A 26,428-nucleotide genomic window follows, 5' to 3' on the forward strand; every position below is an offset into this window, starting at 1 on the left:
GCCGCATGGCCGCCGAGAACGACAAATCCAGGCTCGACGATGCCGCGCGCGCCGGCTGGCTCTATTTCATTGCCGGCCACACCCAGGACGAGATCGCAAGGATGCTGCAGGTCTCGCGCGCCTCGGCGCAGCGGCTGGTCTCGCTCTGCCTTGCCGAGCGTCTTATCACCTTCCGGCTCGAACATCCCATCGCCGCCTGCATGGAATTGGCCGCGCGCCTGAAGGCGCGGTTTGATCTCGCCCATTGCGAGGTCGTGCCGGCCGATCCTGCCGCGCCGCAGGCGACCGCAGGCATCGCGGAACGCTGCGCCAATCTGCTCGACGCGACGCTGCGCTCGGAGACGCCCGTCATCGTCGCGCTCGGCACGGGGCGGGCGGTGCGCGCCGCAGTCGAGCGCGTCACGCCGATCGACCGGCCCAACCACCAGATCGTCTCCCTGGTCGGCAACATCTCCGCCGACGGCTCGGCGAGCTTCTACGACACCGTCGGCCGGCTCGCCGACCGCACCGGCGCGCGGCACTATCCGATGCCGCTGCCGTTCCTGATGTCGTCGGAAGACGAGCGCAACAAGATGGTGCGGATCGAGCCGATCGCGAAAGTGAAGGCCGTTGCGGCCAAGGCGGACTTGCGCCTCGTCGGCATCGGCCAGATGGACCAGAAGGCCCAGGTCCATGTCGACGGCTTTGTCACGCGTGATGAATTGTTCGAGATGATGCGGCAGGGCGCCATCGGAGAGATCACCGGCTGGGCCTATGATTCCAAGGGCCGTCTGCTCAAGGCCGGCACCAACAAGCGCCTGACCAGCATCCCGCCGGAAGTGCCGGCGAAGACCACGACCATCGGCGCCGCGGTCGGTGCGGCCAAGGTCGCCGCGATATCAGCGGCGCTGAACGGCGGCCTGATCAACGGCCTGATCACGGACGAGACGACGGCAAGGGCGATTCTGGAGCGGTAGGGGGGGCTTGCCGTTCGCGTGCCTGCGAGGCAGGCGGTCTTTCTCTAAACAACGCTGTCATCGTCCGCGAAGGCGGACGATCCAGTACGCCGCGGCCTCTCTTGAGGCAAACCAACTGATTGCACGGAGTACTGGATGCCCCGCCTTCGCGGGGCATGACACTGAGTGTGGGACGACGGCTCGGCCCACCTCCCGCACCGCAGCACTCATAAGTTGCGTGAATACCCTCCCGCCTGCTTGACAACACCCCCGCCATAAGCTGAACATACGCCCAACGCGTGGGCATATGCTCAAAAGCGCGAGCTTAGGGAGGTCACCGTGAAACAATTCCTCGGCGCCGTCTGCGGCGCGTCCGTCCTGCTGGCCGTCCCCGCGATGGCCGAAACGACCCTGACGATCGCCACCGTCAACAATGGCGACATGATCCGCATGCAGGGGCTGACGGCTGAATTCACCAAGAAGAACCCCGACATCACCGTCAAATGGGTGACGCTGGAGGAGAACGTGCTGCGCCAGCGCGTCACCACTGACATCGCCACCAAGGGCGGCCAGTTCGACGTGCTGACCATCGGCACCTATGAGGTGCCGATCTGGGCCAAGAAGGGCTGGCTGGTGCCGCTCGCCAATCTCGGCGCCGACTACGACGTCGCCGACCTCCTGCCCAAGATCAAGGACGCCGTCTCGGCCGACGGCAAGCTCTATGCCGCGCCGTTCTACGGCGAGAGCTCGATGGTGATGTACCGCACCGATCTGTTCGACAAGGCCGGCCTGAAGATGCCGGAAAAGCCGACCTGGGATTTCGTCATCGACGCCGCCAAGAAGCTCACCGACAAGAGCGCCGGCACCTACGGCATCTGCCTGCGCGGCAAGGCCGGCTGGGGCGAGAACATGGCGTTCCTCTCGGCGATGGCCAATTCCTACGGCGCGCGCTGGTTCGACGAGAAGTGGGAGCCGCAGTTCAACACGCCGGAATGGAAGGCGACGCTCACGACCTATGTCAACCTCATGAAGGACGCCGGTCCTCCCGGCGCGAGCTCCAACGGTTTTAACGAGAACCTCGCGCTGTTCAACGCCGGCAAGTGCGCGATGTGGATCGACGCCACGGTGGCGGCGTCCTTCGTCACCAATCCGAAGGATTCCAAGGTCGCCGACAAGGTCGGCTTCGCGCTCGCGCCCAATACCGGGCTCGGCAAGAACGCCAACTGGCTGTGGGCCTGGAATCTGGCGATCCCCGCCGGCTCCAAGAAGACGGAAGCCGCCGAGAAGTTCATCGCCTGGGCGACGAGCAAGGACTACACGAAACTGGTGGCGGCGAAGGAGGGCTGGGCCAACGTGCCGCCGGGCACGCGCACCTCGCTGTACCAGAACCCCGATTATCTGAAGGTTGCACCCTTCGCCAAGCTGACGCTGGCCTCGATTGATGCTGCCGATCCGAACAAGCCGACGGTGAAGCCGGTGCCTTACGTCGGCGTGCAATACGCGGCGATCCCGGAATTCCAGGGCATCGGCACGCAGGTCGGCCAGCAATTCTCGGCGGCGCTTGCGGGATCGATGACGGTCGATGCCGCGCTCACCGCAGCACAATCGGTGACCGAGCGCGAGATGAAGCGCGCCGGCTACATCAAGTGAACCCGAGCTCTCCCTCCTGAGCTCAAACTGGCGGCCATCCACCGGCCCAGCCCCGGATGGATGGCCGCCTTCTTCCCGCAAGCGGAGAAGTCTGGAATGGCAACCCGGCAGACGCAACTTCTTGCGCGCTCGCTCCTGACGCCTGCGGTCGGGCTCCTGTTTATCTGGATGATCGTCCCGCTGGCGCTGACGCTCTATTTCTCGACGCTGCATTACAGCCTGCTCGATCCCGGCTCGGAATCATTCGTCGGGCTGGAAAACTTCCGCTACTTCCTCACCGATCCCGCCTTCCTCGCCTCGCTCCAGAACACGCTGGTGCTGGTCGGCTCGGTGCTGGCGCTGACGATCCTGCTCGGCATTCCGCTGGCGCTGCTGATGGACCAGCCGGTGATCGGGCGTAATTTCGTCCGGCTGATGGTGATCGCGCCGTTCTTCGTGATGCCGACGGTGAGCGCGCTGGTCTGGAAGAATTTGCTGATGCACCCGGTCTCGGGCCTGTTCGCCTGGCTCGCCCAGCTTGTCGGGCTGACCCCGGTCGACTGGTTCAATGACGTGCCGCTGTTTGCGGTGATCCTGATCGTCACCTGGCAATGGCTGCCGTTCGCGACGCTGATCCTGCTCACGGCGCTGCAATCGCTCGATGAGGAGCAGAAGGAGGCCGCCGAGATGGACGGTGCGAGCGCGGTCTCGACCTTCATCTACATCACGCTGCCGCATCTGGCGCGTCCCATCACCGTGGTGATCCTGATCGAGACCATCTTCCTGCTGACCGTCTTTGCGGAAATTTACGTCACCACGGGCGGCGGTCCCGGACTGTCGACCACCAACATCGCCTTCCTGATCTATTCGCAGGCGCTGATCCAGTTCGACGTCGGCAGCGCCTCCGCAGGCGGGCTCGTCGCCGTCGTGATCGCCAACATCGTCGCCTTCTTCCTGGTCCGCATCGTCGGCCGCAATCTGGAAGCCTGACATCATGGCGCGCAAGTCAACGACGCAGCAGGTGTTGGTCTCGACGATCGGGGCTTGGTTCTTCGGCTTCCTGATCTTCTTCCCGATCCTGTGGATGGTGCTGGCGAGCTTCAAGACCGAACTCGAGGCCTTCGCCATTCCCCCGTCCTTCCTGTTCTTCCACTGGACTACGGAAAACTATGCGACCGTGCAGGAGCGCAGCGACTATTTCCACCATGCGCTGAACTCGGTCATCATCGCCGGCGGCTCGACCTTGATTGCGCTGCTGATCGCGATCCCCGCGGCGTGGTCGATGGCGTTCTCGCCGACCAAGCGCACCAAGGACATCCTGCTCTGGATGCTCTCGACCAAAATGATGCCGCCGGTCGGCGTGCTGGTGCCGATCTACCTGATCTTCAAGAATTTTGGTTTGCTCGATTCCCGCATCGGCCTCGTCTTCATCCTCTGCCTCGGCAATCTGCCGATCGTGATCTGGATGCTGTTCACCTATTTCAAGGAGATCCCGCGCGACATCCTCGAGGCCGCACGGATGGACGGCGCCACCATCGGCCGCGAGCTCGTCTACGTGCTGACGCCGATGGCGATCCCGGGGCTGGCCTCGACCATGCTGCTCAATTTGATCCTGGCCTGGAACGAGGCGTTCTGGACGCTCAATCTGTCGACCTCGGAAGCTGCGCCGCTCACCACGTTCATCGCGTCCTATTCGAGCCCGGAAGGGCTGTTCTGGGCAAAGCTGTCGGCGGCCTCGACGCTGGCGATCGCGCCCATTCTCGTCCTCGGTTGGTTCAGCCAGAAACAGCTCGTGCGCGGGCTCACCTTTGGCGCAGTGAAGTAAAGGGGCTGCCGGATCATGGGTCAGATCACACTTCAAGGCGTGCAGAAATCGTTCGGCCCGGTGCACATCATCAAGGGCGCCGATCTCGAGATTGCCGATGGCTCCTTCGTGGTGTTCGTGGGACCGTCAGGCTGCGGCAAGACCACGCTGCTGCGGTTGATCGCGGGCCTCGAGGACGTCTCCGGCGGCAAGATCCTGATCGACGGCAAGAACGTCGTCGACACGCCGCCCGCCAAGCGTGGGCTGTCGATGGTATTCCAGTCCTACGCGCTCTATCCGCATATGAGCGTGCGCGGCAATATCGGCTTCGGCCTGAAGATGGCCGGCTTGTCGAAGGACGAGACCAACCGCAAGGTCGAAGCGGCCGCCGCCACGCTGAACCTCACACCCTATCTCGACCGCAAGCCGCGCGAGCTCTCCGGCGGCCAGCGTCAGCGCGTCGCGATCGGACGGGCCATCGTCCGTGAGCCCAAGGCGTTTTTGTTCGACGAGCCGCTCTCCAATCTCGACGCGGCGCTGCGCGTGCAGATGCGCATAGAAGTCACGCGGCTCCAGAAGCAGCTCGGGACCACCGCGATCTACGTGACCCACGACCAGGTCGAGGCCATGACCATGGCCGACAAGATCGTCGTGCTCAACGGCGGCAAGATCGAGCAATACGGCTCGCCGCTGGATCTCTACGAGAAGCCCGCCAATCTCTTCGTCGCCGGCTTCATCGGCTCGCCCAAGATGAACTTCGTGACCGGCGAGAACGCCTTGCAACGCGGCGCGGCCACGATCGGTGTGCGTCCGGAGCATCTCAAAATCGAGCGCGATGGTGCCGGCGGCTGGCAAGGCACGATCGCGGTCGCCGAGCATCTCGGCAGCGACACTTTTCTTTACGTCGACGCCGGTCCGGTCGGCATGTTGACCGCACGCTACATCGGCGAATTGAGCCTGCATGCCGGCGACCATGTGTCGCTGCTGCCGGACCCCGCGCGCATCCACCGCTTCGACCAGAGCGGCAACGCTCTTCGGCACTAACAAGAAACGCAAGAAGACGGAAAGACCAACATGTACCTGGAAAAATTCAAGCTGAGCGGCAAGACCGCGTTCATCACCGGCGGCGGGCAGGGCATCGGCCTTGGCTGCGCCGAAGCGCTGGCCGAAGCTGGCGCGAAAGTGATCATCGGCGACCGCGACAGCAAGGTCGCCGACAGTGCGAAAGCCGAGCTGAAAGCGAAAGGTTATGACATCGAGACCGCGATCATGGACGTCACCGACACCAAACGTGTGGCCGAGGTTGCGAACGACCTCGTCGCCCGCCACGGCAAGGTCGATATCCTCGTCAACAATGCCGGCATCGCCCGCAGCGAGACCCCGGCCGAGACCGTCACCGACGAACACTGGCTCAACGTCATCGACGTCAATCTCAATGGGACCTTCTGGTGCTGCCGCGAATTCGGCAAGCACATGCTGAAGGCGAAGAGCGGCGCCATCGTCAATGTCGGCTCGATGTCCGGTTTTATCGTCAATAAGCCGCAGGAGCAGTGCTTCTACAACGCCTCCAAGGCCGGCGTGCATCATCTGACAAAATCGCTCGCTGCCGAATGGGGCGCGCGCGGCATCCGCGTCAATGCGGTGGCGCCGACCTATATCGAGACGCCGCTCAACGCCTTCGTCAAGAGCAACGCCAAGATGTACGACGCCTGGATCGGTGGAACCCCGATGGCGCGGATGGGGCAGGTCGAGGAGATCGCCTCCGTCGTGCTGTTCCTTAGCTCAGAGGCCGCGAGCCTGATGACCGGCAGCATCGTGCTGGTGGATGGCGGCTACACTTGCTGGTAGGCTTGCCGTCAGAATTGACGAGAGCGACCGGGAGCGACAATGCCGCGAGCGTATATCGGCGTCGACGTGGGGACCACGAGCACGCGGGCAGGGGTGTTTGACGAGGCCGGCACGCTGCTCGCGACTGCGAAGCATCCGATCCGGATCTGGCACGAGGCCGGCGATATCGTCGAGCAATCATCCCAGGATATCTGGGACGCTTGTGTCAAATCCGTGCGGGCGGCGATGGCGGAAGCAGCGATTGCCCCCGACAGCGTCGGCGGCATCGGTTTTGACGCGACTTGTTCTCTCGTGGTGCTCGACCGCCAGGGCGAGCCGATCACCGTCAGTGCCTCAGGCGAGGCGCAGCGCAACGTCATCGTCTGGATGGATCACCGCGCCACGGCCGAGGCACGGCTGATCAACGAGACCGGAGACGCCGTGCTGCGCTATGTCGGTGGCTCCATTTCGCCCGAGATGGAGATGCCGAAACTGTTGTGGCTGAAGCGGCACATGCGCGCGAGCTTCGATGCCGCCGGTCATTTCTTCGATCTGGCAGACTATCTGACCTGGCGCGCGACCGGCTCGCTCCAGCGCTCGACCTGCACCGTCACCTGCAAATGGAACTATCTCGCCCATGACGGCGGCGGCTGGAGTGCGCCGTTCTTCAAGCGCATCGGCCTGTCTGACTTCGTCGCCGAAAAATACACCCGCATCGGCACAGAGATCGTCGCGCCCGGCACGCGGCTTGGCGAAGGTCTCACCCGCACAGCCGCCGCTGAGCTCGGCCTGTCGCCGGGCACGCCGGTCGGCGCGTCGCTGATTGACGCCCATGCCGGCGGCATCGGCGCGATCGGCGGTCGTGACGGCTCGGGTGGCGCGACCGATGTCAGCGACCGTCTCGCCTACATCATGGGAACGTCGGCCTGCATCATGGCGACGACGAAGGAGCCGTGCTTCGTGCCGGGCGTGTGGGGGCCTTATTACTCCGGCATGGTGCCGGACTTCTGGCTCAACGAGGGCGGCCAGTCGGCCGCGGGCGCGGCGATCGACCATCTCCTCAAGTCGCATCCCGGCCACACGGATGCGAGCGCGGCGGCGCGCAGCGAGGGTATCGATCTGATCGAGTACCTCGAACGGCGCATCATCGCGCGCGCGGGTGACGCCAGCCGTGCCGCGCTGCTGGCCCGCGACATCCACGTGCTGCCCGAATTCATCGGCAATCGCTCGCCTTACGCAGACCCCGACACCCGCGCGGTGATCGCCGGCCTCGATCTCGACACCGACGTCGCGTCCATGGAGCGGCTGTTCGTTGCCGGCCTCTGCGGTCTCGCCTATGGGCTCGCCGAGGTGATCGAGGCCTTTGCCGCGCATGGTGTCCATGCGGGCATCATGATCATGGGCGGCGGCGCCAGCCGCAGTCCGCTGGTGCGGCAGATCATGGCCGACACCACGGGCCTCACCGTTGCGCTGCCGCAGACCAAGGAGCCGGTGCTGCTGGGCGCCGCAATGCTCGGGGCGGTGGCCGGTGGCGCTTGCGCCTCCATCGGCGAAACCATGGCAAAAATGTCGGCGCTGGGGCGCAAGAGCGAGCCGACCGCGCCCGACATGGCCGCCTTTCACGCCCGCAAGCGCGAGGTCTACAAGCTCTTGCGCGAGGTCGATCGCGGCAGCCGTGCCGCGATGCGCGACATCGCCAAAGGTCGATACGAATGCTGATTTCTTGCGGCGATGCGCTGATCGATTTCGTGCCGACGCGAAATACTGAGGGACGCGAGGCGGTGATGCCCGCCGTCGGCGGCTCCTGCCTCAACGTCGCCATCGGGATGGCGCGGCTCGGCGCGCCCTCCGGCTTTGTCGGCGGCATCTCGACCGACCTGTTCGGCCGCATGATCGCGGATCATGTCGCGGCGTCGAATGTCGACCTTGGCCTCGCCACCCGCAGCGGTCACCAGACCACGCTAGCCTTCGTCCGCATCGTCGCAGGCGAGTCGCACTATGCCTTCTACGACGCCGAGACCGCGACGCGGAGCTGGACCTATCGGCGCGGGACAATTCCGTTTGCAGACGTCGAAGCACTCCATGTCGGCTCGACCACGCTGGTCAACGACCAGGGCGCCGCCGAGACCAAAGCGCTGATCGCGGATGCGCGCGCGTCCTCCACGATCTCCTTCGATCCGAACTGCCGTCCCAATCTGGTCAGGGACAAGCCGGCCTATCTCGCGCGCATGACCGAGTTCGCGAGCCACGCCGATCTCATCAAGATGTCCGACGTCGACTTCGCCTATCTCTACGGCGAGGAGCCTTATCAGCAGCGCGCGGCAGCGCTGCTGGGGCAGGGCACGAGCCTCGTCGTCATCACCCGCGGCAACGACGGCGCGATCGCCTGGCACGCGGGAGCGGGGCAGATCGAAGTACAAGCGCCCAAGGTCGAAGTCGCCGACACCATCGGCGCGGGCGACAGCTTTCAGGCGGCGCTGCTGTTCGCCCTGCACAAGCTGGAGCGTCTTGCGCGCGACAGGCTGAAGGACATCAGCACTGATGAGCTCCGCCGGGCACTGTCCTTTGCCGCCAATTGCGCCGGCCTGACCTGCACCCGCCCGGGCGCCGATCCGCCCTGGAGCCACGAGATCAAGTGGAGCTTGTAGCCGGTGTCACAGCCGCGCGACAGCCTTCTCGGCGCATTTGAGGAAGGTTTTGATCAGCGGGCTCTGCGAATCCCGCCGCCAGCACACGGCGATGTCGAGGGAATCGCTGACGTCACGCAGTGGCCTGAACACGATGCCGCGTGGCGCGCCGAGCTGCGCGCAGGCCGGCAGGATCGCTAAACCTTCGCCCGCCAGCACCAGGCTCATCGCCGAATGCACCGTCTCCACCCGGCTTGCGATCGGCATCACGATCTGGTGCCGCCGCAGCAGGGCCGCGACTGCGGAGGAGGCGGGGTCTTGCTCCGGCGGTGGCAGCGCGATCAGGGGCCGGCCCTGCAACCGGGCCATCGGCACGGCGCCGAGACGCGCGAGCGGCGAGCGGTTCGGCATCGCCAGCATGAACCGCTGCGCGCCGATCCGCGCCACCTGGATCTCGGGATGGTGGATCGCCGGCATGCATAGCGCCACCGTGACGCTGCGGTCGAGCAGCCGGGCCTCGCGCGTCGAGGCGCTGAGCTCGGCGAAGTCGAGGTCGACGCCGGGGATGGATCGCCGCAGCTCGGGGATCAGTCGCGGCAGCATCGCATTCGCCAGCACGAACATATAGCCGACCGACAGCCGCCCGCGTCGTCCGGAGGCGACCGCGCGCGCGGCTTCGGCGCCGTCGGCCGCCAGCGCCAGTGCTTCGCTGGCGCGCGCCAGCAGCGCCTGGCCCGCTTCGGTGAGGTCCATGCCGCGGGTGCCTCGGCGGAACAGCGGCGCGCCGATCTCGGCCTCGAGCTTGCGGATCTGCACCGAAAGCGGTGGCTGCGCCATTCGCAGGCGCTCTGCGGCCTTGCCGATGCCGCGCGCCTCGGCGACGGCGACGAAATAGCGAAGCCGGCGAAGATCCATTGGCATACCGAAAACGTATGGGTTGGCGATCAAAATCGTATTGGACGGCGAGTTAACAAAACTGTCATGATCGCTGTCAATGCTATCGGCCAACGGCGGCCGGCTTCGGAGCGATGTGACGATGAACGGCGATCCCTGTCGGCTGTCTGCAACCGAGCTGCGCGGCCTCATCGCGACAAAGCAGATCTCCCCCGTCGAGCTCACCCGCGCCGTGCTCGCCCGCGCCGAGGCGCTTCAGCCCGAATTGAGCTGCTTCATCACGCTCTGTGGCGACGAGGCGCTTGCCGAGGCCCGCGCGGCCGAGCGCAAGATGATGGCCGGCGAGCCGCTCGGCCTGCTCCATGGCATCCCCGTCACCGTCAAGGACATCGTCAACACCAAAGGCGTCAAAACGACCTTTGGCGCCGTCCCCTACAAGGACAATGTGCCCACCGAGGATGCGGTGGCCGTGGCGCGGCTGCGCAGCGCTGGCGCGATCCTGATCGGCAAGACCACGACGCCGGAATTCGGCAGCAAGTGCCTGACGGATTCGCCGTTGTTCGGCCGCACCCGCAATGCCTGGGACGCCTGCCGTTCCTCCGGCGGCTCCAGCGGCGGCGCGGCGGTGGCGGTGGCGAGCGGCATCGCACCGCTGGCGATCGCAACCGACGGCGGCGGCTCGACGCGGATTCCCGCCGCCTGCAATGGCGTGGTCGGGCTGAAGCAGAGCAACGGGGTCATCCCGCACAGCCAGGCCCTCGACGTGTTCGGCAACCAGACCTATGTCACGCCGATGACGCGCGATGTCGCCGACACCGCGCTGATGATGCAGGCAATGGCCGGCGAGGATGCTGTCGATCCCTGGTCGATCGGCGTTCCCGTGCCCGATTTCGTCTGCACGGCCGCCCCGCGCGGCGACCTGCGCGGGCAACGGATCCTGTACTGCCTGACGCCGCCGGGCCGCCCGGTGGCCGCCGAGGTCGAAGCCAGCTTCAAGGCGAGCCTCGACCGGCTTGCGGGGCTCGGCGCCGAGCTCGAGGAATTCTCCGGCGAGGGTTTTGACATCGAGCCGATCTGGCGCGCCATCAACCACACCGTCTGGCGCACGCGCTTTGCCAAACTTGCGGCCGAGCACAAGGACGAGCTGAGCGAGGCCTTCCTCAAGCAGCTCGCGCTCGCCACCGAGGTCAGCGGCGTCGACTACCAGGAGGCGATGTTCGCGCGCACCGCGCTGTTCCGCCGCGTGCAATCCCTGCTTGCGCGCGGACACTTTCTGGCGATGCCGACGCTCACCCGCACCGCGCTGCCGATCAAGCAGGACCTGTTCGGCACCATCGAGATCGACGGGGCGCATTTCGACAGCGTCCGGCCGCATTGGTTCCCCTGGACCATGCCGTTCAACATGACCGGGCATCCCGCGATCAGCCTTCCCTCGGGCTTCGGCCGCGACGGCCTGCCGATTGGCCTCCAGCTGGTCGGCCGCTTCCGGGCCGATGCCGACTTGCTGCGCGTCAGCGCGCTGCTCGAGGCGTCGACCGACCTTCTGTCCCGTTGGCCGGGCTGATGGCAACTCGCTTGTTCCGTCATCCTGAGGTGCGAGTGGCGCGATGCAAAGCATCGTGCCGCGAGCCTCGAAGGATGAACGGCCGAGATGCAGCCGGGCCGTCGCCCTTCGAGGCTTGCCCTGCGGCGCGATGCGCCGAAGGGCGCGCACCTCAGGGTGACGGAGTGGCTGTGCGCTCGCAAAGCCCTTGCGTCCGCCGTCCGGACATGGTGTTCGTGCCGCTGATGAGCCCTGAAGCCGAGCGCGCATGAGCGTATTTGTCCTCCGACGTCTGGTGACCTTGCTGGCGACGCTGGTAGGCGCATCCCTCATCATCTTCCTGGTGCTGGATGCGCTTCCGGGCAATGCCGCGCAGATGCTGATGGGCGCCGACGCCTCGCCGGATGCGGTCCGCGCGCTCACGGTCAAGCTCGGGCTCGACCAGCCGCTGGCGGTCCGCTATCTGCAATGGATCAAGGGCCTTCTCGTCGGCGATCTCGGCAATTCCTATGTCTACGGCACGCCGGTCGGCAGCCTGATCGCGGAGCGACTGGTGCTGACGATCCCGCTCGCGGTCATGTCGATGCTGATCACGGTGACGCTGGCGCTTTCGGCCGGCATCTACACCGCCGCCAACCACAACAAGCTCGGCGATGTCGGCGTGATGTCGTTGACGCAAGTGGGCATCGCGCTGCCGAACTTCTGGTTCGCGATCCTGCTGGTGCTGCTGTTCTCGGTGCGGCTGCAATGGCTCTCGGCTGGCGGCTTCCCGGGCTGGGAGGACGGCATCTGGCTCGGCATCAAATCGCTGCTGCTCCCGGCAATCTCGCTCGCAGTGGTGCAGGCCGCGATCCTTGCTCGCGTCACGCGCTCCGCCGTGCTCGAAGTGTTGCGCGAAGACTTCGTCCGCACGGCGCGCGCAAAAGGCCTCGGCAAGCGCGAGGTGCTGTGGCGCCATGTACTGCGCAACGCCATGATCCCCGTGATGACGGTGATGGGCCTGCAATTCGCCAACCTGCTCGCAGGCACCATCGTGATCGAGAACGTGTTCTATCTGCCCGGTCTCGGCCGGCTGATCTTCCAGTCGATCGCCAACCGCGACCTGATCGTGGTGCGCAATTGCGTGATGCTGCTTGCGACCATGGTCGTCATCGTCAATTTCGTGGTCGACGTGCTCTATGCCTATATCGATCCTCGCATCAAGGTGCACGACCTGTGAGCGCGCCCTTGACCACCCCGATTGAGCTACCCGCCGCAACGCGCCGCCTGCCGGCCAAAACCTTCTGGGGCCGCGCGCTGCGCCATCGCAGTTTTGTGCTGGGCGGCGCGCTCAGCCTGCTGGTGCTTGCCTCGGCGCTGCTGTCGCTGGTGTGGACGCCGTGGTCGCCTTACGAGATCGACATCGCTTCGAAACTCCGGCCGCCCTCGGCGGCGCACTGGCTCGGCACTGATTCCTTCGGCCGCGACATCGTCTCGCTGCTGCTCGCCGGCGCCCGTTCCACCATCATGGTCGGCATCATCGCGGTCAGCATCGGTCTCACCTTCGGCCTCTGCCTCGGCCTGACCGCCTCGGCCCGGCGCGGCTGGACCGAAGAGATCATCATGCGCTTCTCCGACTTCACCTTCGCCTTTCCGGCCGTGCTCTCGGCGATCATGCTCGCCGCGGTCGCAGGACCCGGCATGCTGACCTCGATCGTCGCGATCGGCATTTTCCAGATTCCGACGCTGACCCGGCTGACGCGCGGCTCGGCCAACGCGATCTGGGCGCGTGAGTTCGTGCTGGCGGCGCGTGCCTCGGGGAAGGGCAAGTTTCGGATCACCATCGAGCACGTGCTGCCCAACATCATGTCGATCCTGATCGTGCAGGTCACGACCCAGTTCGCGCTCGCCATTCTCGCGGAGGCCGCTCTATCCTATCTCGGCCTCGGCACCCAGCCGCCGCAGCCGTCCTGGGGCCGGATGCTGAATGACGCGCAGACGCTGCTGTTCCAGTCGCCGATGCTCGCGGTCTATCCGGGCGCCGCCATCGCGGTCGCCGTGCTCGGCCTCAATCTTCTCGGGGACGGATTGCGCGATCTGCTCGATCCCCGGCTGGCGCGGGAGCGATGACGATGGCTGAGCGCTCCGACAGGACACTGATCGAAGTCAGCAATCTCGGCGTCCGCCTCAACACCAGCCGCGGGCCGGCGCAGGCCGTGCGCGGCGTCAGTTTTGCGCTGAAGCGCGGCGAGACGCTCGGGCTCGTCGGTGAATCCGGCTGCGGCAAATCGGTCACCGCGATGTCGCTGATGGGCCTGTTGCCTGACAGCGCCGTCGTCACCGGCAGCATCAGGCTCGACGGCAGCGAGCTCGCCGGGCTTGCGGATGCGGATTATTGCAAGCTGCGCGGCAATCGCATCAGCATGATCTTCCAGGAGCCGATGACCGCACTCAATCCGATGCACACGATCGGCCATCAGGTCGCCGAGCCGCTGCGGCGTCACAAGAAATATTCGGCGGCGCAGGCGCGGCGCGAGGCGATCGCCTTGCTCGACCGTGTCGGGCTGCCGGATCCGGCAAAGCGCATCGATGCCTATCCGCACCAGTTCTCCGGCGGCCAGCGCCAGCGGGTCACCATCGCAATGGCGCTCGCCTGCGAACCCGACCTTCTGATCGCGGACGAGCCGACCACGGCGCTCGACGTCACCATCCAGGGCCAGATCCTCGACCTCATCGCCGATCTCGTCGACGAGCGCGGCATGTCGATGATCCTGATCTCGCACGATCTTGGCGTCATCGCCGAGAACGTGCAGCGCATGATGGTGATGTATGGCGGCACCGTCGTCGAGAGCGGGCCGACCGACGAGGTGTTCCGGCGGATGGGACATCCCTACACGCAGGGCCTGTTCCGGGCCCGGCCGAAGCTCGGCGCACGCAAGGGGACGCGGCTGACGACGATTCCGGGGACAGTGCCGGAACTCGCCGATTTGCCGTCCGGCTGTACCTTCTCCGAACGATGTCCGCTTGTGATCGATCAATGCCGCGCGGCGCTTCCGCCGATGGTCGAAGTCGGCGCCGGCCATGGCGTGCGCTGCGTGCGCACCGATGTCTCGATGGCCGCGAATGTCGGAGCGCTGTCCGCATGAGCACCGCGCCTCTTCTCGACGTGAAGGATCTCGAGCAGCGCTACACGCTGCCCCGCGAGAGCCTGTTCCGCCCGCCCGGCCAGGTGCGCGCGCTCAACGGCGTCAGCGTGCAGGTCCAGGCCGGCAAGAGCCTCGGCATCGTCGGCGAGTCCGGCTCGGGCAAGTCCACCTTGGCGCGGGTCGTGATGGCGCTGGAGCGGCCGACCGCGGGGCAGGTCGCGCTGCTCGGGCGCGACCTCAACCGCATTCCGCCTGACGAGTTGCGCCGCGCACGCCGCGATTTCCAGATGGTGTTCCAGGATCCCTATGGATCGCTCGACCCGCGTCAGACCATCGCGCGCATCGTGGCCGAGCCGCTCACTGTGCTTGATGGCGCCGACCGCACCACCTTTCGCGATCGCGTCGCCGCGGTGCTGCGCCAGGTCGGCTTGCGTGATGCCGACACGGACAAATATCCGCACGAGTTCTCCGGCGGCCAGCGCCAGCGCATCGCGATCGCGCGTGCACTGATCACCCAGCCAAAACTGATCGTCGCCGACGAGCCGGTTTCCGCGCTCGACGTCTCCGTGCAGGCCCAGGTCCTCAACCTGATGCAGGACCTCCAGGAGCAGTTTGGCCTCAGCTACGTCCTGATCAGCCACGACCTCGCGGTGGTCGACTATCTCTGTGACGAGGTCGCGGTGATGTATCTCGGCCGGATCGTCGAGCAGGGGCGGCCGGAGGATTTGTTCGAGCACTGCGCCCATCCCTACACGCGGGCGCTGCTGGACGCGGTGCCGCGGGCACGGGCCGGCGGTGGCCGGCGCCGGCGCGGAGCCCAGGCGATCGCCTCGCAATCGGCGACTGCAACGGGGTGTCCCTATGTCGCGCGCTGTGCGCTTGCCGACCAGCATTGCCGCGAAGCCCTGCCTGAGCTACGCAAGGTGGGCGAGGGGCACCTTGCCGCCTGTCACAAGGCCGAGGCCGTGATGGCGTTGCCGCCAGCCGCCATGGAAGGTTAGTGTCCCGCGCGGAATGGGCGTAGTCTTGGGAAGACAGAGGGCCGGAGAGTTGGGCATGTTCAAAAAACTATCGATCGTTGCATTTGCGGCCGCGCTCGTCGCAGCGCCGCTGCCGGTCCTGGCGCAGAGCAAGAAGGACAGCGTCGTCATGGCGATGGCGCTGGAGCCGCCGGGGCTCGATCCCACCAATGCCGCCGCCGCCGCGATCGCCGAGGTCACGCTCTACAACATCTATGAGACCCTGACCAAGATCAACGAGGACGGCTCGGTCTCGCCGCTGCTGGCCGAGAGCTGGACTGCCTCGCCTGATCTGAAGACCTATACTTTCAAGCTGCGCAAGGGCGTCAAATTCCACAACGGTGAACCCTTCGATTCCGCGGCGGTGAAGTTCTCGTTCGAGCGCAATGCGGCGCCGACCAGCACCAACAAGGACAAGAGCCTGTACCAGGCTTTTGATAAGGTCGACGCGCCGGATGCCGACACGATCGTGATCACAGTGAAATACTCCGAGCCGAACCTGCCGTTCCTGCTGGGACAGGCGGGCGGCTCGATCGTCGAGCCGAAGAGCGCGGCCACCAACGTCACGCAGCCGGTCGGTACTGGACCCTATCAGCTCGGAGCCTGGGCCAAGGGTTCGTCGATCACGCTGAACAAATGGGCCGATTATCGCAACGCCTCCGCGATCAAGCTGTCCAAGGTGACGATCCGCTTCATCTCCGATCCGGCGGCGCAGGTGGCGGCGCTGCTGTCGGGCGACGTCGATGCGTTCCCGCGCGTCGCAGCTGCCCGCGCCTTGCCCCAGTTCAAATCCGATCCGCGCTTTTCGGTGCTGGTTGGCGGCTCCAAGGCCAAGACCATCGTCGCGTTCAACCACCGCAAGAAGCCGCTTGATGACGTCCGCGTCCGTCGCGCCATCATCGCCGCGATCGACCGCAAGGCCATGATCGACGGTGCGGTGGACGGCTTCGGCACGCCGATCGGCAGCTTCTACGTGCCGGGATCGCTCGGCTATGTCGACACCACAGGCATCAACCTCTACGACCCCGAGAAGGCCAAGAAGCTCCTTGCGGAGGCCGGTGTCACCACGCCGCTCGAACTGTCGCTCAAGCTGCCGCCGCCGTCCTATGCGCGGCAGGGTGGCGAGATCGTCGCGGCCCAGCTCGCCAAGATCGGCATCATCGCCAAGATCGAGAACGTCGAATGGGCGCAATGGCTGTCGCAGGTGTTCGCCGGCAATGGTCCGCATAATTTCGACCTCACCATCGTCAGCCACGTCGAGCCGTTTGACCTCGTCAAGGTCACCGAGCCCGACTACTATCTCGGCTACAACAACGAGGCCTTCAACGCGCTCTACAAGCAGATCGTCTCGACGCCCGACGATGCCGCCCGTGCCAAACTTCTCGGCGACGCCCAGCGCATGCTCGCCACCGACGCCGTCTCCGCCTACATGTACCAGCCGCAGCTGATCACCATCACAGCCAAGAAGCTGAAGGGCGTCTGGAAAGACGTGCCCCAATACGAGAACGATTTCTCGACGTGGTCTTGGGAATAAGGGGCGAGGGCACGAGTCCGCAGCCTCAGCGCCTGAAGCAGATCTATCACCGTCACCCAGAGGTGGCCGCTTCTTCAGCGGCCCTCGAAGGGCGACGGCCCGGCTGCATCCCGGCCGTGCATCCTTCGAGGCTCCCGATGGGACGCGTTGCGTCCCATCACTCGCACCTCAGGATGACGGAGTGACAAGGTCCGTCGTTTTCGAAGTGCAGAGAACGAAATAAAACAGCGGCACACTCAAAAATTGCTTTATAAAGCGTTAACAACCAGCACTCCGCCGTCATCCTGAGGTGCGAGACGCGCGGCGCAACGCGCCACGTGGCGAGCCTCGAAGGATGATGTTGTGGGCATCTATGTCTACATGCTGCGCTGCGCGGACGGCTCGTTCTACATTGGAAGCGCCACTGGCGAGGACACGTCCAAGCGGGTCGACGAGCACAATGCCGGCGCTTATCCAGGATACACCTATTCGCGACGACCGGTCGTTCTGGTGTGGTCGGAATATTTCGATCGCATCACTGACGGCATTGCGGCCGAGCGCCAGCTCAAGGGATGGAGCCGCGCCAAGAAGCAAGCGCTCATTCGGTCTGATTGGAAATCCGTGAGCCAGCTTGCACGCAGGCGCGCTGGAGCACCCAGGCAGAAGAAGTAAGCGCTGGTCCGGCGGCATCCGGGCCGTACATCCTTCGAGGCTCCCGATGGGACGCTTTGCGTCCCATCACTCGCACCTCAGGATGACGGGGCAAGCAGGGTGCTCAGCGGCGCATGACGCTTGGCGTGCATCCATCACCGTCACCCTGAGGTGGCCGCTTCTTCAGCGGCCCTCGAAGGGCGACGGCCCGGCTGCGTCCGGGCCGTACATCCTTCGAGGCTCCCGATGGGACGCTTTGCGTCCCATCACTCGCACCTCAGGATGACGGGGCAAGCAGGGTGCTCAGCGGCGCATGACGCTTGGCGTGCATCTATCACCGTCCCCCTGAGGTGGCCGCTCTTCAGCGGCCCTCGAAGGGCGGCGGCCCGGCTGCATCACGGCCGTACATCCTTCGAGGCTCGCCCGGCAGCGGAGTCGCGCTGCCGAACTCGCACCTCAGGATGATGGGGCGAGCAGCCTGCTCAGCGGCGCGTGACGATTTCGGAATATTAGCATCATACCCCTGTTTTGCCCGACGAGTCAAATGGCGCGCCTGCCCGTTGTCCCTTGCGGGAGAGGGCAGCGACGCTGGCAGACACGAACTCACTTGGGTGAGGGGTATGTCTCCGCAGATACTTGTCTCTCAAGCCTGAGCGACCCCATCCGCGTAAGCCATTGATTCCACTATCCCCGTCTACTGTGCATGGGGTTGTTTTCGAAATTTGTGTTTAGCCGCACGTCGTCAAGCCGCCGCCGGCAGATCCGGATCCGCAATCGCGCCCGCCACGCGCACCCGCACCCGCAACGCATTGCCCGGCAGATACGCAATCGGCATGTCCTCGACGTCGACGGTCTTGAGACTGTCGCGCGCGGCTCCGGCCTGAACCGCGCGGTCGGCGGCGATATCGCGTGCGGCGGCAATCGCATCCTCGCGGCTGAGGTCGCGGAACACCTGGTCGGCTTCGCCAGAGACTTGCGCGATCGCGGCGCCCACCGCATTGGCGCAGTCGCCATGCGGCACGCGCACGATCTCGGAAATGCCGGGCAGGCGATCCGGCACCAGGAAGGCGCCGCCGCCAACCGCCAGCAGCGGCACGTCGCCGGCCTCGGTCTTCATGCGGTCGATGTCTTCCTCCAGCTTGCGCCAGGCGTCGCGCAGCGCGGCCTCGATCAGGCGTTTCGGCAGATTGGCGACGCGTGAGCGGTCGCCGATGTCGATGAGACCTGCCGCAACTGCGATGTCCGTCGCAGTGAGGCGCGCGCCGCCGAACACCAGCGCATCCGACGTCAGGCGATAGCCGACGCTGAGCGGGCCGACGCGGACCGGGTCCTCGTCGACATGGCTGCCGCCGCCGAGCCCGATCGACAGGAGGTCAGGCATCCGGAACAGCGTGCGTACGCCGCCGACCTCAACCACGGCATTGGCCTCGCGCGGAAAACCGTGGCGAAGCTGGCCGATGTCGCTGGTGGTGCCGCCGACGTCGACGACCATGGCGTCGTCGAGGCCGGACAGATGCGCGGCGCCACGCATGGAGTTGGTGGCGCCGGAGGCAAAGCTCATCACCGGGAAGGCGGTGGCGATCTCGGCCTGCATCACGGTGCCGTCGTTCTGGGTCAGGAACAGCGGCGCATCGATGCCGCTGTCGGCGATCGCCTTGCGGAAGGCCGCGACCGTGGTGATGGCGAGGTCGTGCAGGGAGGCGTTGAGCAGCGCGGCGTTCTCGCGCTCCAGAAGACCGATGCGGCCGAGATCGTGCGACATCGTCACCGCGACATCAGGACAGATCTCGGCGAGGATCTCGCGGGCCGTCGTCTCGCAGGAGGGATCGAGCGGCGAGAAGCTCGAGCACACCGCGACCGAGCGCAGGCCCGCATCCTTGATCTTTCGCGCGGCGTGCTTGAGGCCGGCGATGTCGAGCGGCATGAACGGGCGGCCATCATAGTCGTGGCCGCCTTCCAGCATGAAGATCTCGCCATTGACGAGCGTGGCGAGGTCAGTGGGCCAGTCGCAGAACGGCGGCAGCGAGGCGCTGGCGGGCATGCCGATGCGGATCGCGGCGATCTTCTGGACGTGACGGCGCTGCACCACCGCGTTGATGAAATGCGTGGTGCCGATCACGACCGCATCGACCTTCACCGCGGCGGCGGGCTCGGCACGCAACGCCTTCAGCGCGTCGAGGATGCCCGAGGTGACGTCGGCCGTGGTCGGACGCTTGACGGAATGGACGACCTTCTCGTCGACGATCAGCACGGCGTCCGTGTTGGTGCCGCCGACGTCGATGCCAATACGCTTCATGGGGTCTTAAGCTCCAGCCGCAGCGGGCGAGAAGAGGGAACGGAAATCGAGGTCGTAGCCGAAGGCGCGCGGCCCGACGAATTCGAGACCGCGGGGGCTCGTCAGCACCGGCGGCGCGGGCAGGGCGACGACGGTGACGCGCTGGCCGTAGCGGATGGTCTCGGTGCCGATGCCATGGCCGTTGACGCTGTCGAGCACGCAGATCAAATCGGGCGACGTCGCGATCGCCTCCTCACCGCGCCAGGCCACGATCCATTCGTTCTGGAACGAGAGCTTGAGCTTCGTGCCCCGATCGGCATCGCTGCCGTCGACCATCGCGGTGCCGCGCAAGAATCCTTCCGTCGTGCGCCGGGCGACGTCGACGATCTTGCCGGTGAACAGCTTCTTGCCGCCTTCGGTTGCGAGCAGCGCGGCGATCGGATCCTCGTGACGGCGATTGGCCTCCTGCACGGCGCGGCCGATGCCGATAGCCTTGGTGGTGGTGAAGTGAATGCCCCAGTCCTTCACCTCGCGGCCGGTGCGCGGCGCCTTGCTGGTGGAGGCGATCGAGCCCATCTCGACGCAAATCTTGCGGCTCGCCCGCTCCATCCATTTCCAGGTAGGCACCTTGGTCACGACAGCCTCGATGCCGCGCGGATCGTACAGCGTGCAGGGGTAGGGACGTAAATCTCCGATCGCGACCGACGTCATCTGCGCCTCGGGGAAGGCGCGGCCCATGCAGTCGGCGTCCACCACAGGGATGCCGAGATGGGCGGCCGCCATCAGCGCCTGCACGCCGTTGCCGCCGCCGATCTCAACCGACATCACGGCGCGGAACTTGATGCCGTTGATCTCCTCCTGCATGCGCACGGCGCGCGCGATGTTGCGGCTGTCGGCAAGCCGTTCCTGCCCGACCAGCGGCGCGCCCATGTTGGAGACCACCGCGACCCAGTCGTCGTCGTCGAGGTCGAGCGGCGACATCAATTGCACGCGGGTACCCTCGGCATAGAGCCGGCGCAGATTGAGCAGGCCGAGATAGGGGCTGCCGCCGCCGCCGGTGCCGAGAATCCAGGCGCCGACCGCGAGTGCCTCGATCTCCTCGAGGCTGATCGTCTTCAATTCCGCACTTCTCACGACACCAGCTCCTCGACAATGCGGGCCGCGGCGGCAATGCCGAGAATCACAGGACCGGGATAGGCTTTGCGCACGCGTGCCTTGTTGGCGCTGGTGTAGCTGATGCAGTCCATCACCACGAGATCGGGTTCGAGGTCGGCCATCGTGCGCGCGGCTTCGTCGACCGTGGCATCGTCGGAACCGGGACGCAGGGTGATGCCGACGACCTCGACGCCGTCGCGCTGCCACTTCCTGTCGATCAGCGCGGTCTGCTCAGCCAGCGGCGAGAACACGCCGAGCCGGCCATTCGGCAGCACGGCTTCGACGAGATTATGCAGGATGGCCGAGGGGAGAATGACGAGACCGTCCGCGGCGAGATTGGGAAATTTGCCGGTGCAGGCCATCAGCGTCACGCCGACGCCCTCGTGCTTGAAGCGGGTGATCTGCTGGCTCGCGCGGCGCTCGACTTCCTTCTTGCTGATGGTGACGCCGTCGCCATTCGGCAGCAGCGTGAACAGCGTGTCGTAGCCGTCCATCGGCGGGATGGCGTCGATCTCGGCACGGCTCATGCCGTCGAGCGCGCCGCGCAGCTCGATCTGGATGCCCGACGAGAGCACGGTAGCGATCTCGGCGGCGACGGTGGGGCGCGGGCTCTGGCCGATCACGACGACCCCGATGCGCTGGTGCTGCAATGGCATGTTCATTTGGTCTAGTCCTTCAAGACGACAAGATCGGCCGGCGTCCATTCGAGCGTGACACCGTTGCCGGGAATGAACAGGCGGCTCGTGCCTGCATTGGGCTGCTGCACGAGGACGCGATGGCCGCCCTCGAGCGTGACGCGGTAGAGCACCGCGCCGCCGAGGAAGTTGGTGTTCTCGACGATGCCGTGGGCGCAGCTTCCCGCTGTGACGGCGGCGTCCGTGCGCGGCGAGAGACGAATCTTTTCAGGGCGCAGCGCCACCGAGAGAACGCCGGTGCTCTGCATCTCCGAGGGCGGCAGGGCGAGGATCAGGCCTTTGCCCACATCGAGGTTTGGGCCAACGCGCTCGCCGCGAAAGATGTTGGTGTCGCCGATGAAGTCGGCGACGAAGCGCGTGATGGGCTGGTTGTAGATTTCCGTCGGCGTGCCGACCTGCTCGACGCGGCCGCCGTTCATCACGGCGATGCGGTCGGACATCGCCAGGGCCTCTTCCTGGTCGTGGGTGACGAAGACGAGCGTCAGGCCGAGCTTCTTCTGGAGCTGCTTGAGCTCGAACTGCATCTGCTGACGCAGCTTCTTGTCGAGCGCCCCGAGCGGCTCGTCGCAGAGCAGGACGCGTGGTGCGATCACGATGGCGCGGGCGAGCGCAACGCGCTGTTGCTGGCCGCCGGAGAGCTGGGCGGGCCGGCGATCTTCCAGACCGGAGAGCTCGACCATGGCGAGCGCCGCCTTCACCTTGACCGCGATGGTCGCCTTGTCGAGGCCGCGCATGCGCAAGCCGAAGGCGACGTTCTCGGCGACGGTCCGATGGGGAAACAGCGCGTAGTTCTGGAACACCATGCCCATGTCGCGCTTGTGCGCGGGCACATGGGTGACGTCGGCGCCGTCGACCCGGATCGCACCGGCGCTCGGAATCTCGAAGCCGGCGATCATGCGCAGCGTTGTGGTCTTGCCGCAGCCGGACGGGCCGAGCAGGGAGAAGAACTCGCCCTGCCTGATGTCCATGGCGACCGCGTCCACCGCGCGCACGCCGCCGTCATAGACCTTGCTGACACCGGCGATCTCGATCGATGCGCTCATGCGCGGAAGATCCGGTTGACGCGCTGGTCGATCTCGTCCTTGCGCTCATTGTACCACTTCCAGTCGACCTGGATCAGCTTCGACACCTTCTCGGGCGTGGTGAGCAGCTTGGCGTCGTATTTGGCGTCGAGCTTCACCTTCTTGTTGGCCGGCGAGTACCACACCGTCTCCGCGAGACGCTTCTGCACCTCGGGGCGGAGCATGTAGTTGACGTAGGCGTTGGCGAGCTCCTTCATCTTGCTGCCCGGCGTGATGGTCAAAACTTGCTCCAGCGACAACACACCTTCGCTCGGTGAGACGAAATCGGTCGGCTGGTTCTGGCCGTCATAGCGGTAGATGCCGGAATCGTGGATGACGCACATGCCGACTTCGCCCGACAGCAGCATCTTCTCCATCGCGCCGGTGAAGTCGACGATCTTGATCGGCTTCAGCTTCTCCAGCGCCATATAGGCCGCGTCGAGATCGGTCTGGCCCTTGCCGAACAGCGTGCCGCACATCATCAGGAAGGCCTGGCCGAGACTGTTGACGGGAATGACGTAGCCGCCGCGGACGCCGTTGTACTTCGCGTCCCACAGCTCCTTCCAGGAGGTGACGCCGTTATAGCCCTTGTCGGTGCGCATGCCGAGGCCGATGGCGCTGGTGAAGATCGAGACGCCGACGATCTTGTCGCTGATGGCGTAGGGATAGACGTCGGCGAGGTTCGGCACGAGCTTGGGATCGATCTTCGGCTCGACCAGGCCCATTTCGGCGGCGGCCCACTGTTCGTTGGAATTGGTGTGCATCACGTCGTAGATCGGCGCGGAGCGCGAGCTCGCCTGGAGCTTTGGCAGATAGGGGAAGGCAGAATCGATCTGGAGCTTGCACTTGAACTCGCTCTCGAAGGCTGGACCGATCTCGGCCTTCATGATGTCGCCCCACTTGCCGCCCCAGCCGGTGATGCGCAGCGTCGGATCGTCGGCGCGCGCGACGTAAGGCGCGGCGATCGTGCCGATGCCGAGCGAGGCGCTCGCGGTCAGAAAGCGGCGGCGGCTGAGCGGTCCCAAGGCTTTCATCATGTCTCGAATCCCTAAGGTTACAATGAGCGGTTACAATTTGACGTAGGAGCGCAAGCCCACCGTGCGGTCGAGCCCGATGACGACGACAAAGGCAAGCACGATCGAGACGACGGACGCGGCGCCAATGGTGCCGTCGAGATCAAACTTGAGATAGTTGAACAGCGTGACCGGCAGCGTCTCGTTGCCCGGGCTGACCAAGAACAGCGACACCGGAAACTGGTCGAACGAGACGATGAAGGCGAAGATCGCGCCGGCGAGCACGCCGGGCTTGATCAGCGGCAGCGTCACCTCGAAGAAGGTGCGCAGCGGACTGGCGCCGAGATTTTGCGCGGCCTCTTCCAGACGCGTATCGAAATTATGCAGCACTGCGAGCGTCGTACGCACCACGTAAGGCAGCGTCACCAGCGTGTGGCCGGCAACGAGGCCCCAGGTCGGCCGTCCCACATCGAGCAGCACATAGGTCTGGAATAGCGCAAGCCCGGTCAGGATCGCCGGCAGCATCAGCGGCGAGAGCATGGTCGCCACGATCAGCCGCGTGCCCGGCAGATTACCGCGCGCCAGCGCCAGCGCCGCGGAGGCGCCCAGCATCGTTGCCGAGACCGTGGTGAGGACCGCGACTTCGAGGCTGAACCAGAGCGCGTGCATGAAGTCGCGCGAGGCGAAGAACTTTTCGAACCAGCGCAAGGACACGCCGACTGGCGGAAACTGGATGAAAGGCGTCGGGTTCAGCGCGAAGACGACGACGATGGCGATTGGTGCCAGCAGGAAGATCAGGATGGCGATGTTGACGGCGAGATAGAGGTAGCGGCCGTAGGGCCTGGTAGGCCCGGGCACCGGCATAGATGCGGCCTGCTGGGCTACTGGGAGCGAGGACGAGGCCGTGGTTTGCATCACCGGCCTCACTGCAATTCGCGCTGGCCGGAGACGAGGCCGAGCGCGCGGTTATAGGCGATGACGAGCAGAAGCGAGATCATGAGCAGGACGATGCCGAGCGCGGCGGCGAAGCCGACGTTGAAGTTCGCGGAAATCTGCTGGTAGATCAGGATCGGCAGCGTCATGATCTGGAAGCCACCGAGCAGGATCGGCGTGACATAGGCGCTGATCGCGAGCGCGAAGACGAGGAGGGAGCCGGCGAGGATGCCGGGCAGGCTGAGCGGCAGCGTCACTTCGATGAACGCGCGCAAGGGGCTTGCGCCGAGATTTTCGGCGGCCTGCTCCAGTCGCTCGTCGATGCGGCCGATCACGCCGGTGAGGGTCAGCACCATGAAGGGGACGTAGATGTGGACGAGGCCGACCACGATGCCGGTCTCGGTGTACATCAGTTTCAGGGGTTGAGAGATGAGACCGAGCGAGATCAGGGTTTGGTTGACCACGCCCTTGTCGGACAGCAGCGTCATCCACGCGAAGGTGCGCACCACGATGCCGGTCAGCATCGGCGCCAGCACCGCCATCAGCAGCAGCGCGTGCCCGGTGCGGCTCCTGATGCGCGCCATCCAGTGCGCCAGGGGATAGCCGATCACAAGCGCGACCAGCGTGGTCACGAGCCCGATCCGGATCGTGGTCCAGATCACTTCGAGATAAAAGGGATCGCCGATCATGCGGGCGTAGTGACGCGTCGTGAAGGCGACCTTCGGCATCACCACCGGATTGCCGGTGAGCACGCTCATCAGCGCCATCAGCCCGATCGGCAGGAAGAAGAACAGAGTGAACAGCAGCGCGCTCGGCAGGATGAAGAGCGCAAGGCCGTTGGGGCGCGTGGTCGCGGTGCTGCTCATCGCGTCCCCGTCCGGATGCGTGCGGTGTCCTGATCGAGCGTATCGCCGGTCATGCGCCTGAGCTTTGCGGCCATCGCAGCGAGCTCGCGGCGGACATTGGCGCGCTCGGCGGCGGTGGTCGCCTGCACCGAATAGGACACCGCGATCCCGATCATCTCGCCGGTCTCGCCGCTCTTCAGCGCAAAACCTTGGGAGCCGACGCCCTCGATCGATTCGTCGGCTGCTTCCGATACGCCGGTGCCGCGGATCTCGTTCAGGCGCAGCATCAACTGCTTGAAGTTTTGCGGCGAATTGCGCGGCAGCTTTGGATAGGTCGCGGGCACGCGGGCGCGGATGTCCTCGTCGGTGAGGCGTGCAAGCATGGCGCGGCCGTTCGAGGTCGCGAGTGCCGGCGTGCGCTGGCCGGGCGGATTGACCACACGCAGCGGATTCGAGCCCGGCACGATCCGGAGCACGACCTGCTCAAAACCGTCGAGCACGGCGATGTAGCCGGTGTGACCAGTACGCGCGCAGACCTCGCGCAATTCGCGCTCGGCCATGCTGATGAGATCGTCATGGGCGCGGTGCAGCCGGCCGAGCTCGAAAGTGAGGAGGCCCGGCCGGTAGCGGCGGGTGTGCGGGTCCTGCTCGAGCAGGCCGCAGTCACGCAAGGACCGTAGCAGCCGCGAGGTCGAGCTCTTCGGCTTGCCCGTTAACGCCATCACGTCCGCGAAGGACAGATCCGGCCGCGCGCTGGAAAAGCAGCGCAGGATCTCGATGGCATTGGTGAGGGCGCTCATGAAGGTCGGTCCAAGGAAGTTCCAAATTTCGGAACCTTGTCCCAAATTCTAAGCATGGCGTGAAAACGGGCAAGCGGAAATTTC

General features: G+C 65.5%; 24 protein-coding genes. 15 read left to right on the plus strand and 9 right to left on the minus strand.

The window, feature by feature from the left end; translation table 11 throughout:
• Positions 1 to 5 precede the first annotated feature (5 nt).
• The 8 genes from B5V03_RS09815 (at position 6) to B5V03_RS09850 (ending at position 8,843) form a co-directional block, all read left to right on the plus strand.
• A complete protein-coding gene (locus B5V03_RS09815; protein WP_129269560.1) occupies positions 6 to 956 on the plus strand; it encodes a sugar-binding transcriptional regulator in 951 nt (316 codons plus the stop codon).
• A gap of 318 nt (positions 957 to 1,274) precedes the next feature.
• Positions 1,275 to 2,585, plus strand: a complete 1,311-nt coding sequence (locus B5V03_RS09820) for an ABC transporter substrate-binding protein (RefSeq protein WP_129269562.1) — start codon at positions 1,275 to 1,277, stop codon at positions 2,583 to 2,585.
• Positions 2,586 to 2,681: 96 nt separating this feature from the next.
• Entirely contained in the window at positions 2,682 to 3,554 is an 873-nt protein-coding gene (locus tag B5V03_RS09825) for a carbohydrate ABC transporter permease (RefSeq protein WP_164987901.1), read from the plus strand.
• Positions 3,555 to 3,558: 4 nt separating this feature from the next.
• A complete protein-coding gene (locus tag B5V03_RS09830; RefSeq protein WP_129269566.1) occupies positions 3,559 to 4,389 on the plus strand; it encodes a carbohydrate ABC transporter permease in 831 nt (276 codons plus the stop codon).
• A gap of 15 nt (positions 4,390 to 4,404) precedes the next feature.
• Positions 4,405 to 5,412, plus strand: coding sequence for an ABC transporter ATP-binding protein (locus tag B5V03_RS09835; protein WP_129269568.1), 1,008 nt, complete (start codon positions 4,405 to 4,407; stop codon positions 5,410 to 5,412).
• A gap of 30 nt (positions 5,413 to 5,442) precedes the next feature.
• Complete coding sequence (locus B5V03_RS09840) at positions 5,443 to 6,216, plus strand: SDR family NAD(P)-dependent oxidoreductase (RefSeq protein WP_129269570.1); 774 nt, start codon at positions 5,443 to 5,445, stop codon at positions 6,214 to 6,216.
• A 39-nt stretch (positions 6,217 to 6,255) separates the two neighbouring features.
• Positions 6,256 to 7,914: an FGGY-family carbohydrate kinase gene (locus B5V03_RS09845; RefSeq protein WP_129269572.1), complete on the plus strand. Its 1,659-nt coding sequence runs from the start codon at positions 6,256 to 6,258 to the stop codon at positions 7,912 to 7,914.
• Positions 7,908 to 8,843, plus strand: coding sequence for a carbohydrate kinase family protein (locus B5V03_RS09850; RefSeq protein WP_129269574.1), 936 nt, complete (start codon positions 7,908 to 7,910; stop codon positions 8,841 to 8,843). The genes B5V03_RS09845 and B5V03_RS09850 overlap by 7 nt, the downstream gene beginning before the upstream one ends.
• Positions 8,844 to 8,849: 6 nt before the next feature.
• Here the strand turns inward: B5V03_RS09850 and B5V03_RS09855 are convergent, their stop codons facing one another.
• Complete coding sequence (locus B5V03_RS09855; protein ID WP_129269576.1) at positions 8,850 to 9,737, minus strand: LysR family transcriptional regulator; 888 nt, start codon at positions 9,735 to 9,737, stop codon at positions 8,850 to 8,852.
• A gap of 121 nt (positions 9,738 to 9,858) precedes the next feature.
• On the opposite strand from B5V03_RS09855, the gene B5V03_RS09860 reads away from it, so the two are divergent.
• The 7 genes from B5V03_RS09860 to B5V03_RS09890 all read left to right on the plus strand — a co-directional run bounded on the left by B5V03_RS09860 (position 9,859) and on the right by B5V03_RS09890 (position 17,588).
• Positions 9,859 to 11,280, plus strand: a complete 1,422-nt coding sequence (locus tag B5V03_RS09860) for an amidase (protein WP_164987902.1) — start codon at positions 9,859 to 9,861, stop codon at positions 11,278 to 11,280.
• A 247-nt stretch (positions 11,281 to 11,527) separates the two neighbouring features.
• Positions 11,528 to 12,478, plus strand: coding sequence for an ABC transporter permease (locus B5V03_RS09865; RefSeq protein ID WP_129269578.1), 951 nt, complete (start codon positions 11,528 to 11,530; stop codon positions 12,476 to 12,478).
• On the plus strand, positions 12,475 to 13,368 hold the full coding sequence (locus tag B5V03_RS09870; protein WP_129269580.1) for an ABC transporter permease: 894 nt from the start codon (positions 12,475 to 12,477) through the stop codon (positions 13,366 to 13,368). The genes B5V03_RS09865 and B5V03_RS09870 overlap by 4 nt, the downstream gene beginning before the upstream one ends.
• A gap of 2 nt (positions 13,369 to 13,370) precedes the next feature.
• Positions 13,371 to 14,384 (plus strand): ABC transporter ATP-binding protein, encoded by a 1,014-nt coding sequence (locus tag B5V03_RS09875; RefSeq protein WP_164987903.1) that lies wholly within the window; start codon positions 13,371 to 13,373, stop codon positions 14,382 to 14,384.
• A complete protein-coding gene (locus tag B5V03_RS09880) occupies positions 14,381 to 15,385 on the plus strand; it encodes an ABC transporter ATP-binding protein (protein WP_129269584.1) in 1,005 nt (334 codons plus the stop codon). The genes B5V03_RS09875 and B5V03_RS09880 overlap by 4 nt, the downstream gene beginning before the upstream one ends.
• A gap of 55 nt (positions 15,386 to 15,440) precedes the next feature.
• The gene (locus tag B5V03_RS09885) at positions 15,441 to 16,937 is read left to right on the plus strand and encodes an ABC transporter substrate-binding protein (RefSeq protein ID WP_129269586.1); all 1,497 of its coding nucleotides are present in this window, start codon (positions 15,441 to 15,443) and stop codon (positions 16,935 to 16,937) included.
• Between the two features lie 342 nt (positions 16,938 to 17,279).
• A complete protein-coding gene (locus tag B5V03_RS09890) occupies positions 17,280 to 17,588 on the plus strand; it encodes a GIY-YIG nuclease family protein (protein WP_129269588.1) in 309 nt (102 codons plus the stop codon).
• Positions 17,589 to 18,309: 721 nt separating this feature from the next.
• Here the strand turns inward: B5V03_RS09890 and B5V03_RS09895 are convergent.
• The 8 genes from B5V03_RS09895 to B5V03_RS09930 are packed head-to-tail and all read right to left on the minus strand — an operon-like array spanning position 18,310 to position 26,344.
• Positions 18,310 to 19,863: a hydantoinase/oxoprolinase N-terminal domain-containing protein gene (locus tag B5V03_RS09895; protein ID WP_129269590.1), complete on the minus strand. Its 1,554-nt coding sequence runs from the start codon at positions 19,861 to 19,863 to the stop codon at positions 18,310 to 18,312.
• A gap of 6 nt (positions 19,864 to 19,869) precedes the next feature.
• Complete coding sequence (locus B5V03_RS09900) at positions 19,870 to 20,976, minus strand: DUF917 domain-containing protein (RefSeq protein ID WP_129269592.1); 1,107 nt, start codon at positions 20,974 to 20,976, stop codon at positions 19,870 to 19,872.
• Positions 20,973 to 21,659, minus strand: a complete 687-nt coding sequence (locus B5V03_RS09905) for an AroM family protein (protein WP_129269594.1) — start codon at positions 21,657 to 21,659, stop codon at positions 20,973 to 20,975. The genes B5V03_RS09900 and B5V03_RS09905 overlap by 4 nt, the downstream gene beginning before the upstream one ends.
• 5 nt (positions 21,660 to 21,664) lie before the next feature.
• Positions 21,665 to 22,735 carry an ABC transporter ATP-binding protein gene (locus B5V03_RS09910; protein WP_129269596.1) on the minus strand — a complete coding sequence of 357 codons (1,071 nt, stop codon included), beginning with the start codon at positions 22,733 to 22,735 and terminating at the stop codon, positions 21,665 to 21,667.
• On the minus strand, positions 22,732 to 23,790 hold the full coding sequence (locus B5V03_RS09915) for an extracellular solute-binding protein (protein WP_129269598.1): 1,059 nt from the start codon (positions 23,788 to 23,790) through the stop codon (positions 22,732 to 22,734). The genes B5V03_RS09910 and B5V03_RS09915 overlap by 4 nt, the downstream gene beginning before the upstream one ends.
• A gap of 30 nt (positions 23,791 to 23,820) precedes the next feature.
• On the minus strand, positions 23,821 to 24,630 hold the full coding sequence (locus B5V03_RS09920; protein WP_245502190.1) for an ABC transporter permease: 810 nt from the start codon (positions 24,628 to 24,630) through the stop codon (positions 23,821 to 23,823).
• A 59-nt stretch (positions 24,631 to 24,689) separates the two neighbouring features.
• A complete protein-coding gene (locus tag B5V03_RS09925; RefSeq protein WP_129269602.1) occupies positions 24,690 to 25,565 on the minus strand; it encodes an ABC transporter permease in 876 nt (291 codons plus the stop codon).
• Positions 25,562 to 26,344, minus strand: a complete 783-nt coding sequence (locus B5V03_RS09930) for an IclR family transcriptional regulator (RefSeq protein ID WP_129269604.1) — start codon at positions 26,342 to 26,344, stop codon at positions 25,562 to 25,564. The genes B5V03_RS09925 and B5V03_RS09930 overlap by 4 nt, the downstream gene beginning before the upstream one ends.
• Between the last annotated feature and the right edge of the window lie 84 nt (positions 26,345 to 26,428).

The sequence above is a fragment of the Bradyrhizobium betae genome (genome assembly GCF_004123905.1).
GTDB classification, from domain to species: Bacteria; Pseudomonadota; Alphaproteobacteria; order Rhizobiales; family Xanthobacteraceae; genus Bradyrhizobium; species Bradyrhizobium betae_A.